This window comes from Paenibacillus sp. KN14-4R (assembly GCF_052180255.1).
Taxonomy (GTDB): Bacteria; Bacillota; Bacilli; order Paenibacillales; family NBRC-103111; genus Paenibacillus_AM.
On the sequence record NZ_CP197466.1, the window covers coordinates 399,993 to 421,401 of the forward strand.

Annotated in this window: 25 protein-coding genes; 16 read left to right on the forward strand and 9 right to left on the reverse strand. The window is 42.3% G+C overall.

Going from position 1 to position 21,409, the window contains the following annotated elements:
- Positions 1–28: 28 nt before the first annotated feature.
- Together ACSBOP_RS01995 and ACSBOP_RS02000 are read right to left on the reverse strand one after the other, a co-directional pair.
- Positions 29–583, reverse strand: a complete 555-nt coding sequence (locus tag ACSBOP_RS01995; RefSeq protein ID WP_442602831.1) for an NADPH-dependent FMN reductase — start codon at positions 581–583, stop codon at positions 29–31.
- 83 nt (positions 584–666) lie between these two features.
- Complete coding sequence (locus ACSBOP_RS02000; RefSeq protein ID WP_442602832.1) at positions 667–1,632, reverse strand: DMT family transporter; 966 nt, start codon at positions 1,630–1,632, stop codon at positions 667–669.
- 110 nt (positions 1,633–1,742) lie between these two features.
- On the opposite strand from ACSBOP_RS02000, the gene ACSBOP_RS02005 reads away from it, so the two are divergent.
- The 3 genes from ACSBOP_RS02005 (at position 1,743) to ACSBOP_RS02015 (ending at position 4,046) form a co-directional block, all read left to right on the forward strand.
- Entirely contained in the window at positions 1,743–3,074 is a 1,332-nt protein-coding gene (locus tag ACSBOP_RS02005) for an aminotransferase-like domain-containing protein (protein WP_442602833.1), read from the forward strand.
- A gap of 89 nt (positions 3,075–3,163) precedes the next feature.
- Positions 3,164–3,322 (forward strand): hypothetical protein, encoded by a 159-nt coding sequence (locus tag ACSBOP_RS02010; protein ID WP_442602834.1) that lies wholly within the window; start codon positions 3,164–3,166, stop codon positions 3,320–3,322.
- Between the two features lie 16 nt (positions 3,323–3,338).
- Entirely contained in the window at positions 3,339–4,046 is a 708-nt protein-coding gene (locus ACSBOP_RS02015) for a helix-turn-helix domain-containing protein (RefSeq protein WP_442602835.1), read from the forward strand.
- 103 nt (positions 4,047–4,149) lie between these two features.
- Here ACSBOP_RS02015 and ACSBOP_RS02020 read toward each other — a convergent pair whose 3' ends face one another.
- Positions 4,150–5,010: a pentapeptide repeat-containing protein gene (locus ACSBOP_RS02020; RefSeq protein WP_442602836.1), complete on the reverse strand. Its 861-nt coding sequence runs from the start codon at positions 5,008–5,010 to the stop codon at positions 4,150–4,152.
- Between the two features lie 85 nt (positions 5,011–5,095).
- Between ACSBOP_RS02020 and ACSBOP_RS02025 the strand changes: the two genes are divergently transcribed.
- Complete coding sequence (locus ACSBOP_RS02025; protein ID WP_442602837.1) at positions 5,096–6,301, forward strand: MFS transporter; 1,206 nt, start codon at positions 5,096–5,098, stop codon at positions 6,299–6,301.
- Between the two features lie 50 nt (positions 6,302–6,351).
- Here the strand turns inward: ACSBOP_RS02025 and ACSBOP_RS02030 are convergent, their stop codons facing one another.
- Positions 6,352–8,538, reverse strand: coding sequence for a heavy metal translocating P-type ATPase (locus tag ACSBOP_RS02030; RefSeq protein WP_442602838.1), 2,187 nt, complete (start codon positions 8,536–8,538; stop codon positions 6,352–6,354).
- A gap of 23 nt (positions 8,539–8,561) precedes the next feature.
- The gene (locus tag ACSBOP_RS02035; protein WP_442604339.1) at positions 8,562–8,825 is read right to left on the reverse strand and encodes an ArsR/SmtB family transcription factor; all 264 of its coding nucleotides are present in this window, start codon (positions 8,823–8,825) and stop codon (positions 8,562–8,564) included.
- 398 nt (positions 8,826–9,223) lie between these two features.
- Here ACSBOP_RS02035 and ACSBOP_RS02040 point away from each other — a divergent pair, with 398 nt between their 5' ends.
- The 6 genes from ACSBOP_RS02040 to ACSBOP_RS02065 all read left to right on the forward strand — a co-directional run bounded on the left by ACSBOP_RS02040 (position 9,224) and on the right by ACSBOP_RS02065 (position 14,275).
- Positions 9,224–10,435 (forward strand): MFS transporter, encoded by a 1,212-nt coding sequence (locus ACSBOP_RS02040; RefSeq protein ID WP_442602839.1) that lies wholly within the window; start codon positions 9,224–9,226, stop codon positions 10,433–10,435.
- 116 nt (positions 10,436–10,551) lie between these two features.
- The gene (locus ACSBOP_RS02045) at positions 10,552–11,544 is read left to right on the forward strand and encodes a stalk domain-containing protein (protein ID WP_442602840.1); all 993 of its coding nucleotides are present in this window, start codon (positions 10,552–10,554) and stop codon (positions 11,542–11,544) included.
- Positions 11,545–11,654: 110 nt separating this feature from the next.
- Positions 11,655–11,849: an acetyltransferase gene (locus ACSBOP_RS02050; RefSeq protein ID WP_442602841.1), complete on the forward strand. Its 195-nt coding sequence runs from the start codon at positions 11,655–11,657 to the stop codon at positions 11,847–11,849.
- Positions 11,850–11,937: 88 nt separating this feature from the next.
- Positions 11,938–12,681 (forward strand): type I methionyl aminopeptidase, encoded by a 744-nt coding sequence (gene map / locus ACSBOP_RS02055; protein WP_442602842.1) that lies wholly within the window; start codon positions 11,938–11,940, stop codon positions 12,679–12,681.
- Between the two features lie 16 nt (positions 12,682–12,697).
- On the forward strand, positions 12,698–13,468 hold the full coding sequence (locus ACSBOP_RS02060; RefSeq protein ID WP_442602843.1) for a formate/nitrite transporter family protein: 771 nt from the start codon (positions 12,698–12,700) through the stop codon (positions 13,466–13,468).
- A gap of 270 nt (positions 13,469–13,738) precedes the next feature.
- Entirely contained in the window at positions 13,739–14,275 is a 537-nt protein-coding gene (locus ACSBOP_RS02065; RefSeq protein WP_442602844.1) for a phosphatase PAP2 family protein, read from the forward strand.
- Between the two features lie 202 nt (positions 14,276–14,477).
- Here the strand turns inward: ACSBOP_RS02065 and ACSBOP_RS02070 are convergent, their stop codons facing one another.
- Positions 14,478–15,698 carry a multidrug effflux MFS transporter gene (locus tag ACSBOP_RS02070; RefSeq protein ID WP_442602845.1) on the reverse strand — a complete coding sequence of 407 codons (1,221 nt, stop codon included), beginning with the start codon at positions 15,696–15,698 and terminating at the stop codon, positions 14,478–14,480.
- Between the two features lie 119 nt (positions 15,699–15,817).
- Here ACSBOP_RS02070 and ACSBOP_RS02075 point away from each other — a divergent pair, with 119 nt between their 5' ends.
- The 3 genes from ACSBOP_RS02075 to ACSBOP_RS02085 all read left to right on the forward strand — a co-directional run bounded on the left by ACSBOP_RS02075 (position 15,818) and on the right by ACSBOP_RS02085 (position 17,919).
- Positions 15,818–16,648 carry a MerR family transcriptional regulator gene (locus tag ACSBOP_RS02075; protein ID WP_442602846.1) on the forward strand — a complete coding sequence of 277 codons (831 nt, stop codon included), beginning with the start codon at positions 15,818–15,820 and terminating at the stop codon, positions 16,646–16,648.
- Between the two features lie 115 nt (positions 16,649–16,763).
- Entirely contained in the window at positions 16,764–17,204 is a 441-nt protein-coding gene (locus ACSBOP_RS02080; RefSeq protein ID WP_442602847.1) for a flavodoxin, read from the forward strand.
- 13 nt (positions 17,205–17,217) lie between these two features.
- Positions 17,218–17,919, forward strand: a complete 702-nt coding sequence (locus ACSBOP_RS02085; RefSeq protein ID WP_442602848.1) for a hypothetical protein — start codon at positions 17,218–17,220, stop codon at positions 17,917–17,919.
- Positions 17,920–17,996: 77 nt separating this feature from the next.
- On the opposite strand, the gene ACSBOP_RS02090 is transcribed toward ACSBOP_RS02085, so the two are convergent.
- The gene (locus ACSBOP_RS02090; protein ID WP_442602849.1) at positions 17,997–18,125 is read right to left on the reverse strand and encodes a DUF4023 family protein; all 129 of its coding nucleotides are present in this window, start codon (positions 18,123–18,125) and stop codon (positions 17,997–17,999) included.
- Between the two features lie 196 nt (positions 18,126–18,321).
- Here ACSBOP_RS02090 and queF point away from each other — a divergent pair, with 196 nt between their 5' ends.
- On the forward strand, positions 18,322–18,819 hold the full coding sequence (gene queF, locus ACSBOP_RS02095; protein WP_442602850.1) for a preQ(1) synthase: 498 nt from the start codon (positions 18,322–18,324) through the stop codon (positions 18,817–18,819).
- A 59-nt stretch (positions 18,820–18,878) separates the two neighbouring features.
- On the opposite strand, the gene ACSBOP_RS02100 is transcribed toward queF, so the two are convergent.
- A complete protein-coding gene (locus tag ACSBOP_RS02100; protein ID WP_442602851.1) occupies positions 18,879–19,697 on the reverse strand; it encodes an SPL family radical SAM protein in 819 nt (272 codons plus the stop codon).
- A 342-nt stretch (positions 19,698–20,039) separates the two neighbouring features.
- Between ACSBOP_RS02100 and ACSBOP_RS02105 the strand changes: the two genes are divergently transcribed.
- Positions 20,040–20,369, forward strand: a complete 330-nt coding sequence (locus tag ACSBOP_RS02105) for a hypothetical protein (RefSeq protein WP_442602852.1) — start codon at positions 20,040–20,042, stop codon at positions 20,367–20,369.
- A 129-nt stretch (positions 20,370–20,498) separates the two neighbouring features.
- On the opposite strand, the gene ACSBOP_RS02110 is transcribed toward ACSBOP_RS02105, so the two are convergent.
- Positions 20,499–20,987, reverse strand: a complete 489-nt coding sequence (locus tag ACSBOP_RS02110; RefSeq protein ID WP_442602853.1) for a hypothetical protein — start codon at positions 20,985–20,987, stop codon at positions 20,499–20,501.
- A gap of 206 nt (positions 20,988–21,193) precedes the next feature.
- Between ACSBOP_RS02110 and ACSBOP_RS02115 the strand changes: the two genes are divergently transcribed.
- Positions 21,194–21,364, forward strand: coding sequence for a hypothetical protein (locus ACSBOP_RS02115; RefSeq protein ID WP_442602854.1), 171 nt, complete (start codon positions 21,194–21,196; stop codon positions 21,362–21,364).
- Positions 21,365–21,409: the final 45 nt, after the last annotated feature.

The window sequence follows — 21,409 nt, forward strand, 5'->3', positions numbered from 1 at the left end:
GAGGGCTGCTCTTATTGCTCTCTCTCATTTAATTCTTAAATCGTTCCGTAAAATCAACCAATTGATCGGCAAACATCGTCACACGGGATTTGATCGTCTCGTCACTTAATTGATAACCGCCGTTCTCGGAGACGAAATCATTGTTGCACGTCACAACCTGCACCGGAATGGCAATGCCGAGCAGACCACGGATGACAATGCGCAGGTGATCGACTGGCTGTGTGCTGCGAATTCCGCCGCCGTTTGCGACAAGGCCGACAGGTTTATTTTTAAATTGATCAAAGTTTAAAATGTCTAACGCATTCTTCACGACACCTGAATAAGAGTTATGGTAATTCGGTGTTCCGATAACGAATGCATCAGCTTTACTTGCGATCTGCACAAATTCTTGGACGGTCGGGTCTGGGTGCTCGGCAGGGTTGTGATGGAACTTAGGGTCTAGGAAGGGCAGTGGCTTCTCTTGCAAGTTCCAGATCGTAATGGAGCAATCACGCTTTTCCAATTGGTTAGCAATGTACTGAATTAATGTTGTCGTATGCGCTGGATTAGCCATACTTCCGGATATAAGTAGAATGCGATTCATAATAATCTCTCCTGGTCTGTTTATTCAGAAATTAATAAACTCCATTATAAGTTCCAGATGTGAAATTAGTAAATATATGTGGGTTATTTGGATTGAATGGGTTCATGAACAGAATGAGATAATCCTCTTTGATTTGTATCCACTGGTCTTTTCTTCGCCCCGAATAAGTTCGTTCCGATAACTCCGATTAGAATGATCGCAGCGCCGATAAAGTGATGGAATTGCAGGGTTTCATTTAGGATAAGTACACCAGCAATGATCGTAATTAAGGTGCCTAAATTGCCGAAAACGCTCATCTTGGTCGCTTCCAGCTTGGAAATGGAGTAGTTCGATAAGAGAGCTGAGCATAGAGACGAGAGTACACCCAAATAAATAATAGCAATGATATAATCGGCGTTCATGAATGGTGCAAAATAGCTTGTTGCGGAAGGGTGCATCACATGATCCACAATGGAAATGCCATTAAACGAAATAAATCCTAATGCGGTTATGACATAAGTCAGTGTAAAAGGGCTGTATTGTCTGACCAACTTCCGAGCTAACACACTATACATCGAACTAGTTAGAGCGGATAACAAGATCAAGAACACCCCAAGCAAGCTATAATTAGCTGTATGTAATCCATTCATCATGAATATAAAGATGACACCCGTTACAGAAACGACAGTGAATATTTTTTGTAAAAGGGTTGTACGTTCTTTGAGGAAAATTGTGGCTAGAAATAAAGTGAAGATCGGAATGACCGCATTAAGAATGCCTGCTTCAGATGAAGTTGTATAGACAAGACCGAATGCTTGAAAAGCAAAAAATAAGGTCGGGTACAAAATAGCTAACGGTAAAATCTTAATGACGTCCCTACGTGTCACTTTGACAGGGGCTTTCTTTACTACAAGGAGTAGGGTTGCCACCAAAAAGGTAATCGTAAACCGATGAGCTAGAGTGTCTAGCGGACTTGCTGAGATTAAAGCGATTTTGACGAATAAGAATGAAAAGCCAATGATGGCTGTGCTTAATAGAGCAGCGATATAAGCCTTCTGTTGATCTGTCATGGTGAAAACCTCCTCTAAATTTAACTTGATGAGCTCATTGTAGGGGAGGGGGAAATTTCATACAATATGAATAAAGACAATCTGTACCGGTACAGAATGAGGGGTATGTCATGTATAAATACTTAACTTTGTTAAATGATTTGGAGTCCATGATCCAGGAGGGGCAGATTAAAGAAGGAGACAAGCTTCCCTCTATTCGTGATCTTGCCGATCAATATCAATGTAGTAAAAGCACAATCATAAGAGCCTTGACCGATTTGGAAAAGAAGCATCTCGTGTATGTCGTTCCTAAGAGCGGTTATTACGTTGTGAAAAAGAGCTTCGATTCTAACTCAGAATCGAATGACGACCAAATTGATTTTGCATCTTCAGCGCCAGATTGGCACAACTTCCCGTATCTGGACTTCCAGCATTGCATGAATAAAGCAATTGATACGTATCAAAAAGATTTATTCGTCTACGGCACACCTAAAGGACTGCCTTCTCTGATTAAAGAGATGCAAAAGCAGCTTCGGAAATATCAAGTATTTACCGATGAAGAACATATCGTTATTACCTCGGGTGTGCAGCAGGCGCTGTCCATATTAAGTATGATGTCATTTCCTAATCAGAGAACTCAAGTGTTAGTTGAGCAGCCGAGTTATCACTTGTTTCTAGAACTCGTACGGCTCCATCAAATACCCGCAATGGGTATCCAGCGAACAGCTAAAGGAATTGATCTTCTTGAGCTGGAGCGAATTTTTGCATTGGGAGAGATCAAGTTTTTCTACACGATGCCACGTTTTCATAACCCATTAGGAACTTCCTACTCCAGAGAGGAAAAAGAAGCGATCGTTCGATTAGCTGTTAAATACGATGTATATATTGTGGAGGATGATTATTTAGCCGATTTTGAGCAGGATACGAAAGTCGATCCGATTTTTTCATATGATCACAATGATCGCGTCATATATTTAAAAAGCTTTTCTAAAATCATATTTCCTGGCTTGCGCGTTGGCGTTGTTGTGCTACCAGAGCAGCTTGTGGATACGTTCCAACAGTACAAAGGGATAACTGATATCGATAGCTCGATGATCTCTCAAGCAGCACTTGAGATCTACCTGAAAAGCGGAATGTTCGAGAAACATACCCGTAGAATAAGGCTTCCGTATATAGAACGTGCGAATGCGCTCTACGAATCACTTGATCCGTTCACTCGTCCGAAATCCATCTGTATGCACACGCATCTGATACTGCCGAAACACGTCAATGTGACCTCGCTTTACCGCAATTTAAGGGATCAGAATGTACTCCTGGACCCGATTGATCGTAATTACTTGGCAGGGACTTATAAAGAAAAAATATTAAAAATTAATGTCTCAAGCGTTACTCAAGTGAAAATTGAGAAAGGTGTACAGGCAATCAAGAACGAAGTAAATCATAGCCGAAATCATTATTTTTAAAGGGGAAAATCAACTCAAGGACTGCTTGATATACATGTGTAAACGGAAGCGATACACTCAAGTCATCAAATAAAGGGAGTGACGCTCACATGTTCAGCATGGAGAAGATCAGTAAGAAATTAGCCAGATTTAGAAAGCAATCAAGTATTTCACAATTAGAATTAGCGGACCAGATCGCCAGTCATTATCAGGCTATGAGTGAATGGATTCTTATTGAAAAGGATCAATACATCAATATCATTAAATAAAGGGAGTGACGTATTCATGTTCAATATGGAGAAGATCGGAAAAAATATTGCGAGACTTAGAAAGAAGCAAAACATTACCCAGATGGGGTTAGCGGATCAGCTTGGAATCAGTTATCAGGCGATTAGTAATTGGGAGCGAGGCGAGACGATGCCAGATATTTCGAAGCTGCCCGTGCTAGCCGAGATATTTGGTGTAAGCATTGATGAGATTTTGGATGAGGGAAAGGAAGCTCAGCTCATTAAGAAAGTAATCGAACAAGATACTGCCGATTATTTTCAAAATAATGAGGTAACGATCGAAGAGATTTCGACCGTAGCTCCACTGCTAAGTACATCACAAGCTGATGATATGTTTAATCAGGTTAAGGATAATTATACGCTCAAAGACCTCATACCAATGGCGCCGTTCATCAGCAGTGAGGTGCTCGATGAGCTTGCACAAAAGGCGTATGAAGGTGGGGGAATGAAGCCACTGATTGCACTTGCACCGTTTATTAGCAGCGAAGTGCTCGATGAACTTGCGCTAAAGACTTTTGATGCCGAAGGGATTCGATCTCTAGTCGCGATTGCACCTTTTGTGAGTAAAAAGGTTATAAATGAGTTGGCATTAAAGTCATTTGAGTTTGGAGGAATGCGGTCATTGGTTCCAATTGCACCTTTTCTCAGTGAAGATGTGATAAATGCTTGTGCACGGAAAGTCGATTTCCTAGATACGGATAAATAGAAGCATGGTTCGGGAGTGGAAAATAGAGGAGGGTCGCTCATGAGATGGGCGCTGCTCCTCTATTTTTATATTGGAAAAAAATCCAAAAAAATTTATGATAGACTTAAGCAGACCAATGCATAGGGCGGGTGAGTGCAGGTGGTAACAAGGTATTAGAATTGCCTTTTGCGCTATTTACTTGGGCTTGGGTGAGAAAAAGGCTTGTCGAGAGGTTAGCACCTCTTAAATCTGTATCTCGCAAATCCGCACCGATGAGATCGGTCATTCGCAGGTCTGCCTCTCGAAGATCAGCAGCTATCAGGTAAGCACCTCTTAAGTTGGCACCTCTTAGGTCAGCACCTTTAAGATTTGCACCCATAAGATCGGCGCCACGACCGATTTTTTTCATGTATTTAGCAGGGGCTTTTTGCTGCGCTCTAGCATCTGCTCGCACAAGTTCACTGGTTTGCAATAGCAGTACATTCACACTTGCTCGGTGGACTGCCACGTTGACAGTTAGCAGTAGATCGGGACTAAGATCTGTAAGGCGTACCGTTTCTTCGAGTGCTGATTTTAGATCGTTGTAGATGGAATGAGTAGCTTTTAAAGATAACGCCTCAGTCAGATACCAGATCAGCTCATGGAGCTGCCACATCGTTGGAAATACCTCAAACATCATTTTCGCTGAGTCTGGGTTTTGTCTCCAATCTTGTCCACTGAAGGTTACTTGGGAGAGCTTTTGTCCTGCACCAAAGCAGTCATATACCGTGCAGCCGCGAAATCCAAGTTGTCTAAGGTCATTATGAACGCCACAGCGAAAGTCCGATTTCAGATTAGAGCAGGGCTGGCCCGCATTTTTATCCATGGCGAAGTCTACTGAAGCTGCGAAGGGAAGTGCCGTACAGCATAGGCCAAAGCATTGCTCGCAATTGGCTTGTAAGGTGTTGCGGTTAAAGGAATCGAATGCGAACGTAGAATCAGTCAAAATAGGATCTCCTTTTAAATGATATAGTCAAATGGTTATTAAGGATGTTACATTAACTATTATAAAGTTGTTAGGAAGCGATGTCATGAGATCGATTATCGTACTGGCACTGATTACTGCCATATCCTTATTCGGGGATTCGATGCTGTATGTTGTCCTGCCGATTCATTGGAAGGATATTGGGTTAGTTTCTTTGATTGAAGTTGGCATTCTGCTCTCTGCCAATCGTTTTATTCGATTACCGCTGGGCCCTTTAATTGGCTGGCTGTATAAAAGATTGAGCATTCGCAGCGGCGTATTTATCGCAGTATGTATTGCGGGGACAACGACTTTTCTTTACGGCTGGGTAGAAGGTTTTTATATTTGGCTTGTCCTGCGATGTGTGTGGGGAATTGCGTGGTCATTTTTGCGGCTCGGTTCTTATTTTATGATCTTAGAAAGTTCAAATCCTAGTAACAGAGGTCACCTTATGGGGACCTACAATGGGCTGTATCGTTTAGGCAGCTTGATTGGGATGCTTGCAGGCAGTATATGTGTGGAGATGTTCGGTTTACAGGCGGTAGCGACAACTTTTGGAATACTCGCATTCCTGACTTTGCCTGTTGTATACATATTTGTTCCGAAAATAAAGAGTTACAATGAATCAAACGAAGAACCTGCTGCCAGACGAGCAATTTGGAAAATGCCTGCTCTACATGGAACGTTAGTAACGGTATTCCTGGTAGCGATGTGTCTTGATGGCATGCTGACGGCTACGCTCAGCCATTTGATCGAGACCCATCATCGGACAACCGTTACGTTTTATGAAGTTGTGATTGGTTCTGCGACAATTGCAGGCGGGTTACAGGCGGTACGTTGGGCGCTAGGCTCCTTCTTGTCTCCGTGGTTTGGCAGAGTATCGGATCGAAAATGGGGGCGCAGGCCGATTCTAATTGGTCTGCTCGTATTGGCCTCTGTTCTGATGGCCGCGACTAACTTAGTCATTCCATATGCTTTATGGTTATGCAATTTACTCGCACTGCTTCTTGTTGCTAACATACTGTCTACTATTATGGATGCACTTGCCTCTGACATGGCAGTAGGAGCGACTCGGGCTTTTATTATGACCGCTTATGTTGTAATGACAGACGTAGGGGCGTCAATGGGTCCGCTGCTTGCCTATATATCGGAGCATTTTATTGGACTCCGCATGACCTATGGGCTTTCCGCGATTGTATTGATTCTGCTAGGCTTGGTTTGGTTTTTCAACGGCAGGCGGGGAGTGGGGAAGGGCATCAGTGCCCAGATGTAAAAAGAAGACAATAACGGCTGCCCTCAAGTAGGGACAGCCGTTTTTCAGAATCAGTTCTTATTCCGGTTAATTAATATCGTTAAACTAAGCAAAGTAACCACAATCGTCGCACCCATATCAGATAAAATAGCAAACCACAGGGTTAGCCATCCTGGGATGGTGAGCAGGAGCGCAATGATTTTTAAGCCAAGGGCGAAGCCGATGTTTAGCTTGATCACGCGGTTTACCTGTTTGGCGATGGATATAGCTTCGGGCAGCTTGCCAAGATGATCCTGCATGAGCACGATATCAGCCGTTTCGATTGCACTGTCAGTTCCTTTGCCCATAGCAATACCTAGCTGTGCAGTTGCAAGAGCCGGAGCGTCATTAATGCCGTCACCGATCATCGCCACGCCCTCATGTTTGCTGAGTTCCTTCACCTTTTCTACTTTATCTTCAGGCAGTAGATTACCGTAATAATCACTCACGCCGACGGCGCGTGCAACCTTCTCCGCAGTCTTCTGATGATCTCCCGTTAGCATAACAGTCCGCTTGATTCCAGCACGGTGTAGAGCTGCGATTACGCTCTTGCTTTCTTCGCGAATCTCATCAGCGATACCGAATATGCCTAGAATATCTTCTTTATTCGCAACGAGAACGAGCGTGTAGCCTTGTTCTTTCAGGTCATTAATTTGGGATTGCACAACACCAGGAATGACGAGATGAGACATGTTTTTTTCGTTTCCGACCCAATAGGTCTGGTCTTCGATCTTGGCAACAATCCCTTGACCCGATACGGTCGTAATTTCTTCAGGTTCCACAGTCGTAACACCTTTGTCTGTCATCTCTTTCATAATCGCTTTGGCAAGCGGGTGTGAAGAGGATTTCTCAATCGATGCTGCAATTTGGAAAAACGATTCGTGATAAATAACCGTCTTTGCAACGTGTGGTTCACCTTTTGTTAACGTACCTGTTTTATCAAATGCAATGGTTTTAACTTTGCCCAGCTGCTCTAGGAACACGCCGCCTTTAACGAGGATACCGTTACGAGCATTTCGTGTAATACCAGAAACAATGGCAATCGGAGATGACAAGATGAGTGCACATGGACAACCGACGATCAATACCGCGAGCCCTTGATACAACCATTTCCCCCATTCTCCACCTAAGAAAAGAGGAGGGACGACAATCACTAGCAGGGCAACAAGAATAATAATCGGCGTGTAGTACTTGGCAAAACGGTTAATAAACAGCTCCGTCGGTGTTTTCGTTTCTTGGGCTTCTTCCACTAAATGTAGAATCTTCGCAAGTGAAGAGTCTTGGTAGGCTTTTTCGAGTTGAATTTTAAGAACGCCCTCATTGTTTACACTTCCACCGAATACAGCCCCGCCAACACTTTTCTCAACTGGCAAGGATTCACCTGTAATCGCGGCTTCGTTGACAGAGCTTTTTCCCTCTACAACGGTTCCATCTGACGGAATTTTCTGACCTGAGCGGACGAGTACGATGTCCCCGACTTTAAGCGATTCAATGGGAACGACCGTTTCGGTGCCATTCTGGACGAGAGTCGCTTCTTTAGGTGCGACTTGCAGAAGGGTATCCATCGAACGGCGGGCTTTCTCCATTCCGAATCCTTCTAGCAGTTCGTTAAGGCCGAATAAAATCGCAACTAACGTTGCTTCTTTCCATTCCCCGATGGCAATCGCGCCAATCAAGGCAATCGTCATTAACGTATCGATATTGAATTTGAAGCGGAATAGATTCTTAAGTCCTTTAATAAAAGTCGTATATCCACTGATCGCGATGGCAAATAAATAAAGAATGATTGGAATCCAGCTATTAACCTCACTTGGTAGGTAAACAGCAACTATAAAGGCAATAAATGCGGTAATGAGTTGGTTACGAATCTTATTGGTAGCTTCTGCACCGTGTTCATGGCTATGATCGTGACCGTGGTCATGACCGTGATCGTGCGAATGGTCGTGTGAATTTTCGGTGGAGCAACAACCTGCATGATCATGAGAATGATGAAGGCTGCCAGCAGATGTTGCAACAGCCGCTGCTCCGTCTACTATATAAGCCCCGTCTTTTTTCAAAATTTTCGTGACAGAGGCCATTGAAATTTGTTCTTCCACCCACAGCTTTCCGCTGTTATAGCTGAGCTTCGCATTCTCGCCATGCTCTAGCTTTTGGATCTTCTCTTCAAGTTCTCGTGCGCAATTCCCACAAGACAGTCCTTTTATTCGGAACTCTTGCATAAGGTCATCACTCCAATAGCTGTTTAATCGTGACAAGCATGGTGAATCGCTTGTTGTAATAAATCCACCACGTGCTGATCGTCCTGCGAATAATACAAAGTTGTTCCCGCTCTGCGGAATTTCACAAGACGAAGATTTTTCAAGAACCGCAATTGATGGGATACTGTCGTTTGCAATAGAGACAACTCTTCCGCAATTTCATTCACCGAACACTCTCGCTGAGACAGCAAATGTAGGATGCGAATACGTGTCGTATCAGATAGTGCCTTGAAAGTTTGGCTGACCATAAATAACGTTTCTTCATCCAAATGCTCGCATTGATTTAGAGAGGGATGTTTCTCATTATTTTCTTCATTATGCAAGGAAGTCACCTCTAACTTTATAAATATGAGTATATACTCATATATTAAGCGTATTATTTTATGATGTCAATGGGTAACGAGCTGATTATGTATAAGTAGTTTTGCAAGATTGTAATTATATTATGAGGGGATATGCATCGCCGATTATTTTGGCGAGCGGGTCTCTTGGATTATCGTGTTTTAGATGGTCCGCTATTATTGGTATGCTAGTGGATGACATCTTGCTTGGGACACGCACGCATATACATTATAGATTGACACAATTTCCAGATAATGATAGCTTGAGGTAGTTAATAATTGGTATTTATTGGGGGATTATACAGATGAAAGCGGCGTTTACACGTCATTTGATCATTTTGTACATCGCTAGATTGATTTCCATGTTTGGGGATTGGATCTATCTGATCTCGCTGAGTGTGATTCTGGCTGGAAGTGGGGGAGCGGCGATCACATGGATGTGGCTCGCTAAAATACTGGGGATGTTCATCGGGAAATTTATTGCAGGATCCATCGCTGATCGGATGGGGCATAAGTTCACAATCATCGTAAGCGACTTGCTGAGGGCAGGATTGCTTATTCTGATGCCATTTTGCTTGGATAGCCCTATTTTGTTCCTATTGGTAGGGACTAGCAGCATACTAAGCTCGTTCTTCTCAGCCGCTTATTCGCCTATGATCACATTACTCACGAATGAACAGAACCGGCAGCGGGTGAACTCGATTCGAGAGGTAATTGGTTCCGCATCGATCTTATTAGGCCCTTTGCTAGGAGGGATACTCGTGTTAAAAGGTACATTCTTACCGTTCTTCTTAGACGGAATATCCTTCATTATTTCAGCGCTTTGTTTCCTAGTCATTCAAGTACCTAAGCCGGACGTGAGTGAAGAACAAGATACTCGTTTCGAAGATAAGCCTAATGGAGGTAAATGGAGCATTTTATGGTCAGATTTGAAGTTTTCATTCCATTATATCAAATCGAATCGTGCATTATGGGGCATTACCGCAGCCACGACCCTACTTGCAATTTCCTCGGTTATGGAAGTGTATGAAGTCTTATTCGTCACGGATACGTTAGGATTAGGACCTGAGAGTTATTCCATGATCGTTGCAGTTAATGGGGGAGCCGTTCTATTCGCGGGCTTGCTTCAAACCGTATGGATTTCTAAGTATCCATCCACGTACGTGTATCCGATTGGGATGGCTCTTGTGGTTGTTATGGGCATTATTTACTCGTTATCAGGCAATTTCATGACACTTGCGATCAGTACGATCTTAATGAATATGGCGCTTATGATGACGCATACCGCATCCGATACGATTAACCAGACTGAGATTCCTGTTTCTGTGCAAGGTCGTGTAACGAGTGTCCAAGGGATTGTTCCGGAGTTTGTATCCAGCATCTCTACAGCACTTGTCGGCATTTTGCTTACGCAGACTTCTCTTCGCGTTATTTTTGTCAGTATTGCTATCCTATCCATCCTCTGTGTGCCATTTTCCTTACTTGTTTTACGGAAAAACAAATCTTCATGCTATTGAATCTTTCATAGCTGAAGTGTCGCACTTAGCTTGATCATCCATCATTTTAAGAAACGGAAAATTCTGCTATTATTGAATTTAATGTTTGTAGCAAATTCAATTGTATGGAGGTAATTATGAAAAAATGTAAAGCACTTGTAATGATACTTATGATGTTAATGCTTGTATCAAGCATTGCCGCGCCCGCATTTGCAGCAGAAATGAAAGGCGAAGAAATTAATTTGGACAAGAAGGGCAGCTATAAACTGATTGTTCCCAATGTTATTGAGCACAAAATAATAAAGAAAAGTTTTGCTGGTAAGGAATATCCTTTAGATATAATTGTCGTAGAAATGCCGCAAAAAAATGCGGATGGTGCATACCCCATTTATGAAATTGTGACAACAGATAAGAAAGCACATAATGCTGTCTCTTTTCCAAGGATTTTTGGTGAAGATTTCATAGGGGTCTATCAAGAGAAGTTCGCGAACGGGAGTCTCGTATATGCCCCCAAGTTTACATTAGGCGATAAAGATTTAAAAGACGTAATTGAAGGTAACATTTTTACGCTATCCTTCACTGTTTATGACGATGAATATAGATCCAACGACTTATTCGAATCACCTACTCTTTATTTTATGTTTGAAAATAAAGGTGTTCCAAACGCTGCAGCACAAGAAACACCCAAATCTGAAGCTGCAACTCCAGCTAAGAGGGCTGCTTCCAAGGTGATGGTTAACGGCAAAGAAATAGCATTTGAAGCTTACGAAATTGCAGGCAGCAATTACTTCAAGCTGCGTGATCTTGCTCAGGTAATGAACGGAACCAACAAGCAGTTCAAAGTGGATTGGGACGGCGCGAAGAATGACATTAGTCTAACAGCAGGTGAAGCCTATACACCAGACGGCAAGGAGTTTACAGTTTCCGCTAACTCATCTGCCATGATGGCAAAAGCTACTTCAGCTAAGGTTTATGTTAACGGACAAGAGGTTCAATTGGTGGCTTATGAGATTAATAATAACAACTATTTCAAATTAAGAGATATTGCACAAGCAACTGATTTTGCCGTAACTTGGGATGCAAAAGCAAACACGGTTGGAATCGACTCTTCCGCTGGCTATACGGAATAAATTTGACCAGAGGATTACTTGCAGTAGGATGAATGAGAAACTGGCTGAAGCATTCACATCATCAATAGCCGCCTAGCATTTGGAGAAATAAACTAAAAGGAGGGATTTCATTGAAATCACTTGAATGCCCACAATGCGAAGGTAAAGATATTAAAAAGGGCGTTATTAGAGCCTCTAATGCCCTTGTTCATATGTTTCCTTTAAATAACCTTAGAAGTAAATCTTCGTCTATATCAGCAGATTATTGTAACGATTGCGGATATGTTTTGTCCCTTTTTGTGGATGAACCTAAAAACTTGGGGTAGCATTCGCTATCCTTTTTTTAGGTATGATTTTAGTGTTTCGGTCTATATGTGTTGTGAAATAGAGGAAGTAAGCCTTTGGAGGGTAACCATGACTGTAACTTCTATAGAGGATATTGTTCATTTGAAAGAAATAGGGAGGATCGTTGCTCTGACGATCCAAGAGATGAAAAAGCAGACTCGCGTTGGCATGACGACGATGGAATTAGATAAAATTGGCGGGAGAATATTAGCCAAGCACGGAGCAGAATCCGCACCGAAGAAAGAACTTCATTTTCCAGGTCATACTTGTATCAGTGTGAACCAAGATATTGCACATGGGATACCGGGCGAGCGTGTGATTCGAGCAGGGGACATGATTAATATCGATGTCTGTGCTCAAAAGAATGGGTATGTGGCTGATGCAGGACATTCATTTGTTCTTGCTCCGTCTAATCCAGCCTTAACCCGCCTTTGTCAGTATACGTATGACACGATGATGAAGGTTATTAATTCGCTTACACATGGAGTAAGGCTCAATGAGATCGGTCGAATCATCCAGACAGAAGCATCTTTAGGTGGCTATAAGGTCATAAAAAACTTATGCAGTCATGGCGTAGGACGAGCGATTCATGAAGCGCCAAATATCTTACCAGTATACCGCAAGAATGATCCGCGTATCTTGAAATCAGGTGATGTGATTACGATTGAGCCTTTCCTTTCAACAAGTGCGGAATATGTCGTGGAACAGCCAGATGGATGGACGTTGCGAATGCCTGACCACAGCTTTGCCGCACAGCATGAACATAGCCTTATCATCACGAAGAACAAACCGATCATCTTAACAGCCATTTAAGATAGGGGTGAGTAGATTGGGCGACATCATTCAAGCGATCAATCAAGCTGGGACGATGAAAGTTGAATTGTTAAACCGCAGTAAAGGGAAGTATCTCGTATCCTCGATGTTAGCTGGTTTATTTATTGGACTAGGTATAATACTTATTTTCACAATAGGTGGTGTGTTATCTGCCGCTCAATCTCCGAGTACGAAGATTGTCATGGGGATGTGCTTTGGGATTGCACTGAGCTTAGTCATTATGGCTGGGGCGGAGTTATTTACGGGTAACAACTTTCTGATGACGGTGAGTACACTTGAGAAGAAGACGACTTGGCGGGATACGGGGCGAATTTGGCTGTACAGCTTTATTGGAAATTTTGCAGGCTCTATGTTGATTGCGGTGATGTTCGTATACACGGGGCTTGCTACAGGTAGTGTAGCTAATTTTATTCATACTGCAGCTTCTGCCAAAATGAACGCTCCATTCTTCGAATTGTTCATGCGAGGCATTCTCTGTAACATTCTCGTATGTCTGGCGATTTGGTGTTCGATCAAATTGAAAGAAGAAACGGCGAAGCTCGTTATGATTTTCTGGTGCTTATTCGCTTTCATTACATCCGGTTTTGAACATAGCGTTGCGAATATGACCTTGCTCTCAATTTCACTCTTTACTCCTCATCCCGATACCGTTTCTTGGCTGGGGCTTGTAAATAATTTAGTTCCAGTCACACTTGGTAATATGGTAGGCGGTATTGTATTTGTTGGATGTGCGTATTGGTACATAGCTAAGGCCAAATCCATATAGCTGCGGGATGATAATGTAATAGGTATATAAAGTTGAACAGGACCGAAGGAGGGTCTTGTTTTTTTGTGTTAGATATAATTTATTGCGCATAAAATAGTTTAGACATAAAATATGTGTATGGTTAATTAAAAGGGAGGGATTACGCTGAACATCAGGAGTAAAGTAACACGTCGTCAATTGCGGAATTATAGACCTTTGTTATGGATGCTGTTCATACCTGCTCTTAATATTTTGTATAATGTCTTAAATCAACCGAAAACGCAGGTTCATATGCTAGTCACTTTGATTGATAATCGACTGCCGTTTGTGTCTGCTTTTATTATTCCGTATGTGCTGTGGTATCCGTTTATTGCGATTGCACTTGTTCTAATCTTTTTCAAAGATGTGAAAGTGTATCTCAATACATTAGTTGCCTTATGTATAGGTTTACTCGTTTGTTACGTGTTTTACTACTTTTTTCAAACGACCGTTCCACGGCCTCAGCTGGTGCATTCCGATTGGCTAACTCAGCTGGTCAAAATCATTTATGAACATGATCTGCCCTATAATTGTTTTCCAAGTATTCATGTACTGACGAGTTACCTTATGATTAAGGGAGCAAGAGTGCTTAAGGCACGAACAAGGTATATCGTTCGAATAATGGGATTGTTGATTATTATTTCGACCCTGTTCGTGAAACAGCATGTCATTGCCGATGTAGGAATGGCGATTCTGATTGCGGAGACCGCATATTGGTTTGTAGGAATCTATTTACCAGTACTTATTCGTTTCAATGTGAAAAGAGGCGTCATCGCCATAACCGATTAAGTGGATAATATTTAAAAAAGAGACTATCATTCACAGATAGTCTCTTTTGCTAGGGGGGTATAGCCCATTTCTCCTGGATATCCACAACTATCCACAGAGTTATACACATCATCAACAGAATATTATCCCCAATAGGGTTTATTTCCTATAAGGTTGTTCACATATCCACAGAAGTTATTATCCACAAGTAAAACCGAAGATATTATTTACGTTTCACAAGGACAAAATAGCAGAGTAGAGCCCCGACTTCGCAGGCTGCAATGACAATCCCCATCGGAAGGGAAGCTAAATTACCGCCAAGACCGACTAATGGAGCCGCGGTCGCACCGAAAATATAGGGGAAAAGTCCAAGCAAGGCAGAAGCACTCCCAGCAGAACCTCCTTGGCTTTGCATGGCAAGCGCGAAGCTAGCTGTTCCTACTATTCCGACACTCGATACGATCATAAACAGCGGGATCAACACCGCAATAAGCCCTGCGTCGGCAAGTAAAGTGATGAATAAGGACACACCACCTACAGCAGCAATAAGGAGTCCTGCGACTAGCAGTTTCGTTTCACTCACTTTTCCAGCGAGTCTTCCAGCAACTTGGCTGGCAATAATGATCCCAATTCCATTTGTAGCAAAGATCACACTGAACATCTGCGGGGAGACTCCAAAAATATCTTGCAGCACAAAAGGAGATCCTGAGATATAGCCGAACATCGCAGCAGAGATGAGTCCTTGTGTGAGGGCATACCCCATAAAATTACGATCTTTGAGCAATCGACCAAAAGTGTGCAAAGTGCCTGTGAGTCCTCCACTAGATCGCTTGCTTTGCGGTAAAGACTCCGGTAGACCAAATAGGACGGCCAAGAACATAATCACGCCAATTAGTGCAAGTACAATAAATACGCCATGCCAAGACACATATTTAAGCAGTACACCTCCTGTAACCGGTGCGAGGATCGGTGCAAGTCCGTTGACTAGCATCAGGAGAGAGAAGAACTTCGTCATTTCGGGTCCTTCATACATGTCTCTTACCATAGCGCGAGAGATGACAATGCCAGCAGCTCCTGTTGCACCTTCGACAAATCGCAGTCCAATCAAGAGGTAAATGGAAGAACCAAACGCACATAACAAGGATGAGATGGCGTATATCGTCAGTGAGATCAAGAGCGGTTTGCGGCGACCGAATTTATCACTTAACGGCCCGACAACAAGTTGACCAAGAGCAAGCCCCAGTAGACATGCGGTTAAGCTGAGCTGAGCAAGTGATGTTGTCGTATGCAAGTCTGAAGATAGAGTTGGCAAAGATGGTAAGTACATATCAATGGATAGCGGTGCGAAGGCAGATAATGCTCCGAGCACCAATGCGAACCATAATCGCTTCGAACGCGTTAACGTTGCAGAACGGATGATGGTTTCTTTTGTAGCCATGTTCATATATTAATTCTCCTTACTTTTAGTTAGCTTGGAATGAATACTAAACCCTCCTGTTACTGGAATGTCAAGTGCGATATACTGAGAAAAAGTTGCAAAGAAATAGAGTGAGGATAGGCGATATGAAAAATAAATTTCTAATTGGCGAGATGTCCAAGTTACATAACACACCTGTAAAAACCCTGCGCTATTACGATGAAATCGGGCTGTTTAAGCCGATGGAGACCGATTCCAACAATGGCTACCGCTACTACTCAACCGATCAATTCGAGCAATTAAATACCATTAATTATTTAAAAGCGCTCGGTGTCTCGCTCAAAGAAATTAAAGAGCAGCTAGAGAAGCGGGACATGGATTCATTCATTCAATTATTAACGAAGGAACGTGCTGCGGCAGAGAATCAGATTAAGAAGCTAGAGCGGATTCGAGATACGTTTGATAGTCGGATCATCGAAATTCAGAATGCGAAAAAGATTGATGATTCGCAGATTGGTGTCGTACTCTTCAAGCATTTAGAGAAGCGGCGTATCCTGCGTCTGCATAATCGTTTTGCCTCTAATCCTGAGCTCGAGCTCAATTTACGCCAATTGGAAAATATATCAAATCGCATGTCCAGCATTTTTATAGGTGGAGTGGGTCTGACAGTTGCCCAAAGTGACTTGCTGCAGAATAGATTTAATGAGTACAATTCCATATTTATTTTGCTAGAGCAGGAGACGGAGAGTATGGAGCTAGTCGATATTTTACAAGAAGGGGATTATGCGTGTATTTATTTTCGTGGCTCCCATCAAGATTCGCCGGTTTATTACAATAAGCTTTTGAAGGAAATTCAGCAGCAAGGCGCTGCAATTATCGGGGATGCCATCGAACGGACCATTATTGATTCCTATATTTCGAACAATAAAGCGGATCATTTAAATGAAATTCAAATTCCGATAACGTTTCCTACTTGATATCGAAGAGAAGTTCGTTGTATAATTCATTTTGAAAATGATAATCATTATCAATTGTATTTTATCAATGGTATTCAAATAATTAATAAGATGAAATAACGGAGGGAAGAAACGCATGGAGAACGTCATAATGGTATACGCGAGTTTGTCAGGGAATACAGAGACGATGGCAGATGAAGTAGCAGCGGGAATACGTGGGCAAGGTGGTCAATTGACTGTATGTGAGGCTTACAATGCGAATGCTGCGGATTTGCTACAATACGATGGCATTGTGCTTGGAGCTTATACATGGGGTGATGGGGAGCTGCCTGATGATTTCCTTGATTTTTTTGAAGAGTTAGACGACATTGATTTGACCGGCAAAAAGGCAGCGGTGTTCGGTTCAGGAGATACGAGTTATCCGATGTTTTGTGCGGCGGTGGATCTTCTGATCGATAAATTGCGTGAGCGTGGATGTGAAGTTACAGCAGAAGGTCTGAAAGTGGAAATGTGCCCTAGGGAGAATGAGAAAGAGCAGTGTAGAGAGTTCGGAAGAAATTTTGTAACATGGAAATAAGGAGGAAGTAAAGATGGAACCAAGGACAGCAAGCGCCCAAAACTTTATTTTACATGATCATGACCTGGAGCAGTTCGTGCGCTGTCCTTGTTGTTTTCATCGCAAGCAAGCGAAGAGTCGCCCGAGTCCGAGTTCAGGTAATTGGCAGCAGCAAGTGCAGCAATCTATTGCGCTTGTCATTCAAGATTATTATTCGCTACCGCAGGATGCGAGAGGGGAGAATTCGATCTTAACGAGTCTGGATCGCCACTGGGTAGACGTGTCAGATCGAATTGGATCGGTAGTAAAAGCTGACGATGTGAAGCGCCAAGCCTCTAACTCGCTTATTCCTTACTTGCTGCAAGATCAAGAGGATACTGCAGCGCCGATATTTTTACAGGAAGAACTGTCTGTATTGATTGAAGAACTGGATATGAACTTATCGATGATGCTGCAGCTCGCACAATGGACGGAATCCTCTTATGTCATTAAGAAAATTTTCATTGAAGATGAACCGCAAGTCATTCGTGCGTATATGAACATGTGTCTCGTGTTCGCTTATCGGGCTTTCGGCAAATTGCCGGAGAGAATCGAGGTATACTCCCTCTTAAGTGGAGCGGGATATGGGCTTCTTCCTGATGAAGAGGATGTAGGAAATGCACAAGATTTTCTACGACTCGCACACGGTATGATGGTCGAACAACCTGCCGATCAGCAAGCGAGAATTTATCATTAAGTAGATCAAGGGGCTTCCTCACAAGGTTATATAACCAAATGAGTAAAGTCCCTTTTTGCTTCATATAGATTCCAGCGTTATTTGTTCGTACTGTGCTGTTTATTCTGCGTCTTGTTCGCTTGAGGTCCTTTTGTGTGCTGGCGGTTCTTATCGTCTTTTTTCTGGGTATCGTGCAATTTCTCTACAAATTCATGAGTACTGTCCATGTATAACCCTCCTGGAAAGATCTTTGTCCATGTTACTATATCCACTTTAGGATCAGATTATAGAGGGTTAAATTGTCATCCTAATGGATCTGGTATGAATAGACATTACTTCTGGGTGAGAGTGGTGGTATAATAAATCCTTCAAACAGAGTTCGTAATCTCCTCCTCTGTAAAAACAAAACTAGGAGGGCAATCTATGCCTAACAATCATGAGAAGCCTATTGAAGGCTTATCCCTATTAGGGAACCAGAACACGCAGTACACTTACGAATATGATCCGGGTATCATCGAGACTTTCGTCAACAAGAAGCAGGATCGCGATTATTTTGTTAAGTTCAATTGCCCAGAGTTCACAAGTTTATGCCCGATGACGGGGCAACCGGATTTTGCAACAATTTACATTAGTTATGTACCCGATGTGAAAATGGTGGAGAGCAAGTCGCTCAAACTGTATCTATTCTCGTACCGTAATCATGGGGATTTCCATGAAACATGCGTCAATACGATTATGGATGACCTGATCGCAGCCATGGAGCCCAAATATATCGAAGTATGGGGAAAATTCACGCCACGTGGCGGGATTAGTATTGATCCTTACTGCAACTACGGTAAGCCGGGAACAGCGTGGGAAGATGTCGCGCGTCAGCGTCTATTCAATCATGATATGTACCCAGAAACAATCGATAATCGTTAATAGAATGTGTAGAACCCGCCTTGTGGAGATGGCGGGTTTTTTAAGTGAATTTCTTCTGGTTAGGGGAGAAAGCCCTCTTGGCTAATGCCAATCTGATCCTCGTTATAATGCGCTTTGATTTGATCCAGCACCCTTAAATAGGCCTCGCGACTGTACCAATCATCTAAATCTAGTTGTTCGTAAATTGATCGAACACCGATTTTCTCCGTCCGTTTTCCTTTGGCTCCGTCGCCCATGAAATAATCATCGATGCAGATTTTGTTCACAATTCCGCTTAATGTCTTTGCAAAATGATCCGTACACGGCAGCACGGGTGCAATCGTCGCCTGAGCGGGAATGTTCGCCTGCACGATACGCTCTAGCGCTTTCAAACGTGCGGCGATAGGGGGAGCCGAAGGGGTAAACGCTTTACGGATATCCTCACGGTCCGTCTCAATCGTCATGCTCACACGAACACGATCTCCAAGGGTTTGCAGTAGATCAATATCCCTCGTTACAAGGGGACTGCGTGTCTGTACGATTAAGAAGTCGGGTGGAGATGCAGCCAATACTTCAAGTAAGGAACGTGTAATTTGCTGCTGATATTCCGCAGGTTGGTACGGGTCTGTACTTGATGACATGAAGATTGTTACCGCGCCCTTGCGACGGGCTTTCTCCAAATCTTTACGCAGTACGTCCGCTGCACCTTCTTTCACCGTAACCCAGGCTCCCCAATCCTGCTTATGGAACAGCGCAATTGGCATCTGGCGCACATAACAGTAAGAGCAAGCAAAAGAGCAACCCGAGTAAGGATTCAGCGTATGCGAATACCCACTGAGGTAGCCGCTGGCTGGGTTTAGTAATGTTTTTGGTTTGGAATAGGTTAGGTTGGAGCTCATTAAGGATCACCTGTTTCAATGCATATTAAATCTAGTATAACCGTTTAAGGAGGGGGGAGTAAGGTTACCGAATATGCTTTCCCGCAGACATCCAGGCACTCAACAGAAAAAAGTGAAACAAAATAAGATTTTCTTCGTCTAATCTAATGTTCAGTCCAATATTTAACAAATTCGGAGGATTGGAAAATGAGAAGTAAGTATTTTGTTTTACTTTTACTGAGTGTTCTAATTGTCCTATTAAGTGGTTGTAATTTTTATAATCACACTGAAAAAGAAAGCAAATCAATGCGTTATTCTTTCAATGAACCTTATAAGTTTCCATTTGAAGTAAATGAGGCTTGAATGGAAATCCTAATTGATGATCCAGATGTACTCCTCCAATATGTTTTTCATTATAAAAACAAGCAAACAGGTCAAGAAATTCGATACATTTTGAGCAAGTCTATAAGTAGACCTGAAAAATTATTAGTACACGATAAAGTTCCTATGAAAATAGATGAATACAAACAAGGATATTATAGAGAAAGTGATACCAGTCAATCAGTTTGGTGGGAAGGTGAAAAGGGCTTCTTATCTCGTTTTGTTTATTACATCAATGATAATCGTGAAAAATTAGATAACAAAAAACTAACCCAATCAGAACTATTAGACTTAGCAAAACAAGTTCAATAGTAAAAAATATAGGGGGAGAATGTTAGCTCTCCCCCAAGACAAAAAAACGTGGAAACCCTGAGGTGTCCACGTTTTTTCATGGGAATTTTAATGCACGGATTACTTGGCGCCAGAGCTCTTTTTCCTTTTTTAAAGAAAAGCATGAACGAGGAATAAAACAAAAAATGCTATTCCACATCGCATATGCCATACACGATCCATTTTTTTATGGCGCATCAATCCAGAAATGGGTACAGGAAGTAGCGCAACAAGCGCGAGAAGACCTGAGATGTTGGAAAAATCTATTTTGATTCCATACAAAAATGCGCCTACGGCGTGAATAGCAATAAGTGCAATCGTGATGATGGATATCGGAATATGCCATTTCCTACTCCATTTTAATAACAAGATGATCATTTTTTTTATTTTTTCCGATGCTCCAAAAACTTTCTTTTTTATCATCAAAGAAAAAACAACATACGAAATCGCAAGAAACATCCCTATCCGTGCGTTGGAACCATAGGATTTAAACGCAGCTTTTAGTTTATACGCATGCGTTAGATCCCATACCCCAAAACATAAAATGACTAGCCCTAAAATGAACGCGATATAAACCCATTTTTTCTCTTTTTTAGGCATGGAACACCTTCTTATGATAAGTTTACTCTACTATAACAAGCAATTATTAAATATCTATTAATTTTGCTCTTCTTCAACAATATCTTGCAAATCAGCACTTTCGGCGTGTGATAACAGATTGAAAGGGCATAAAGTACGTCATTGATAATTGGGATAAAATTCAAACTACCTCCTCATACTAACTGTAGACGATGGAGGTGAACACTATGCCCAAAAATGACGCCGATCCAAAGTATGACCGCGAAGATAACAAAGCAGATAAGAAAGAAAACCAGCAGAATCATGCTCATTTCACTGAAGAGGCACAAACACTAACAAGTAACAAGATTGATGATTATGTTCCAAGTTTAAACGGTATCCCCAAGAATCAAGTTTGAGAAAAAGGCTGCTCTTCTCGTCTTTAAATGACGGTAGAGCAGCCT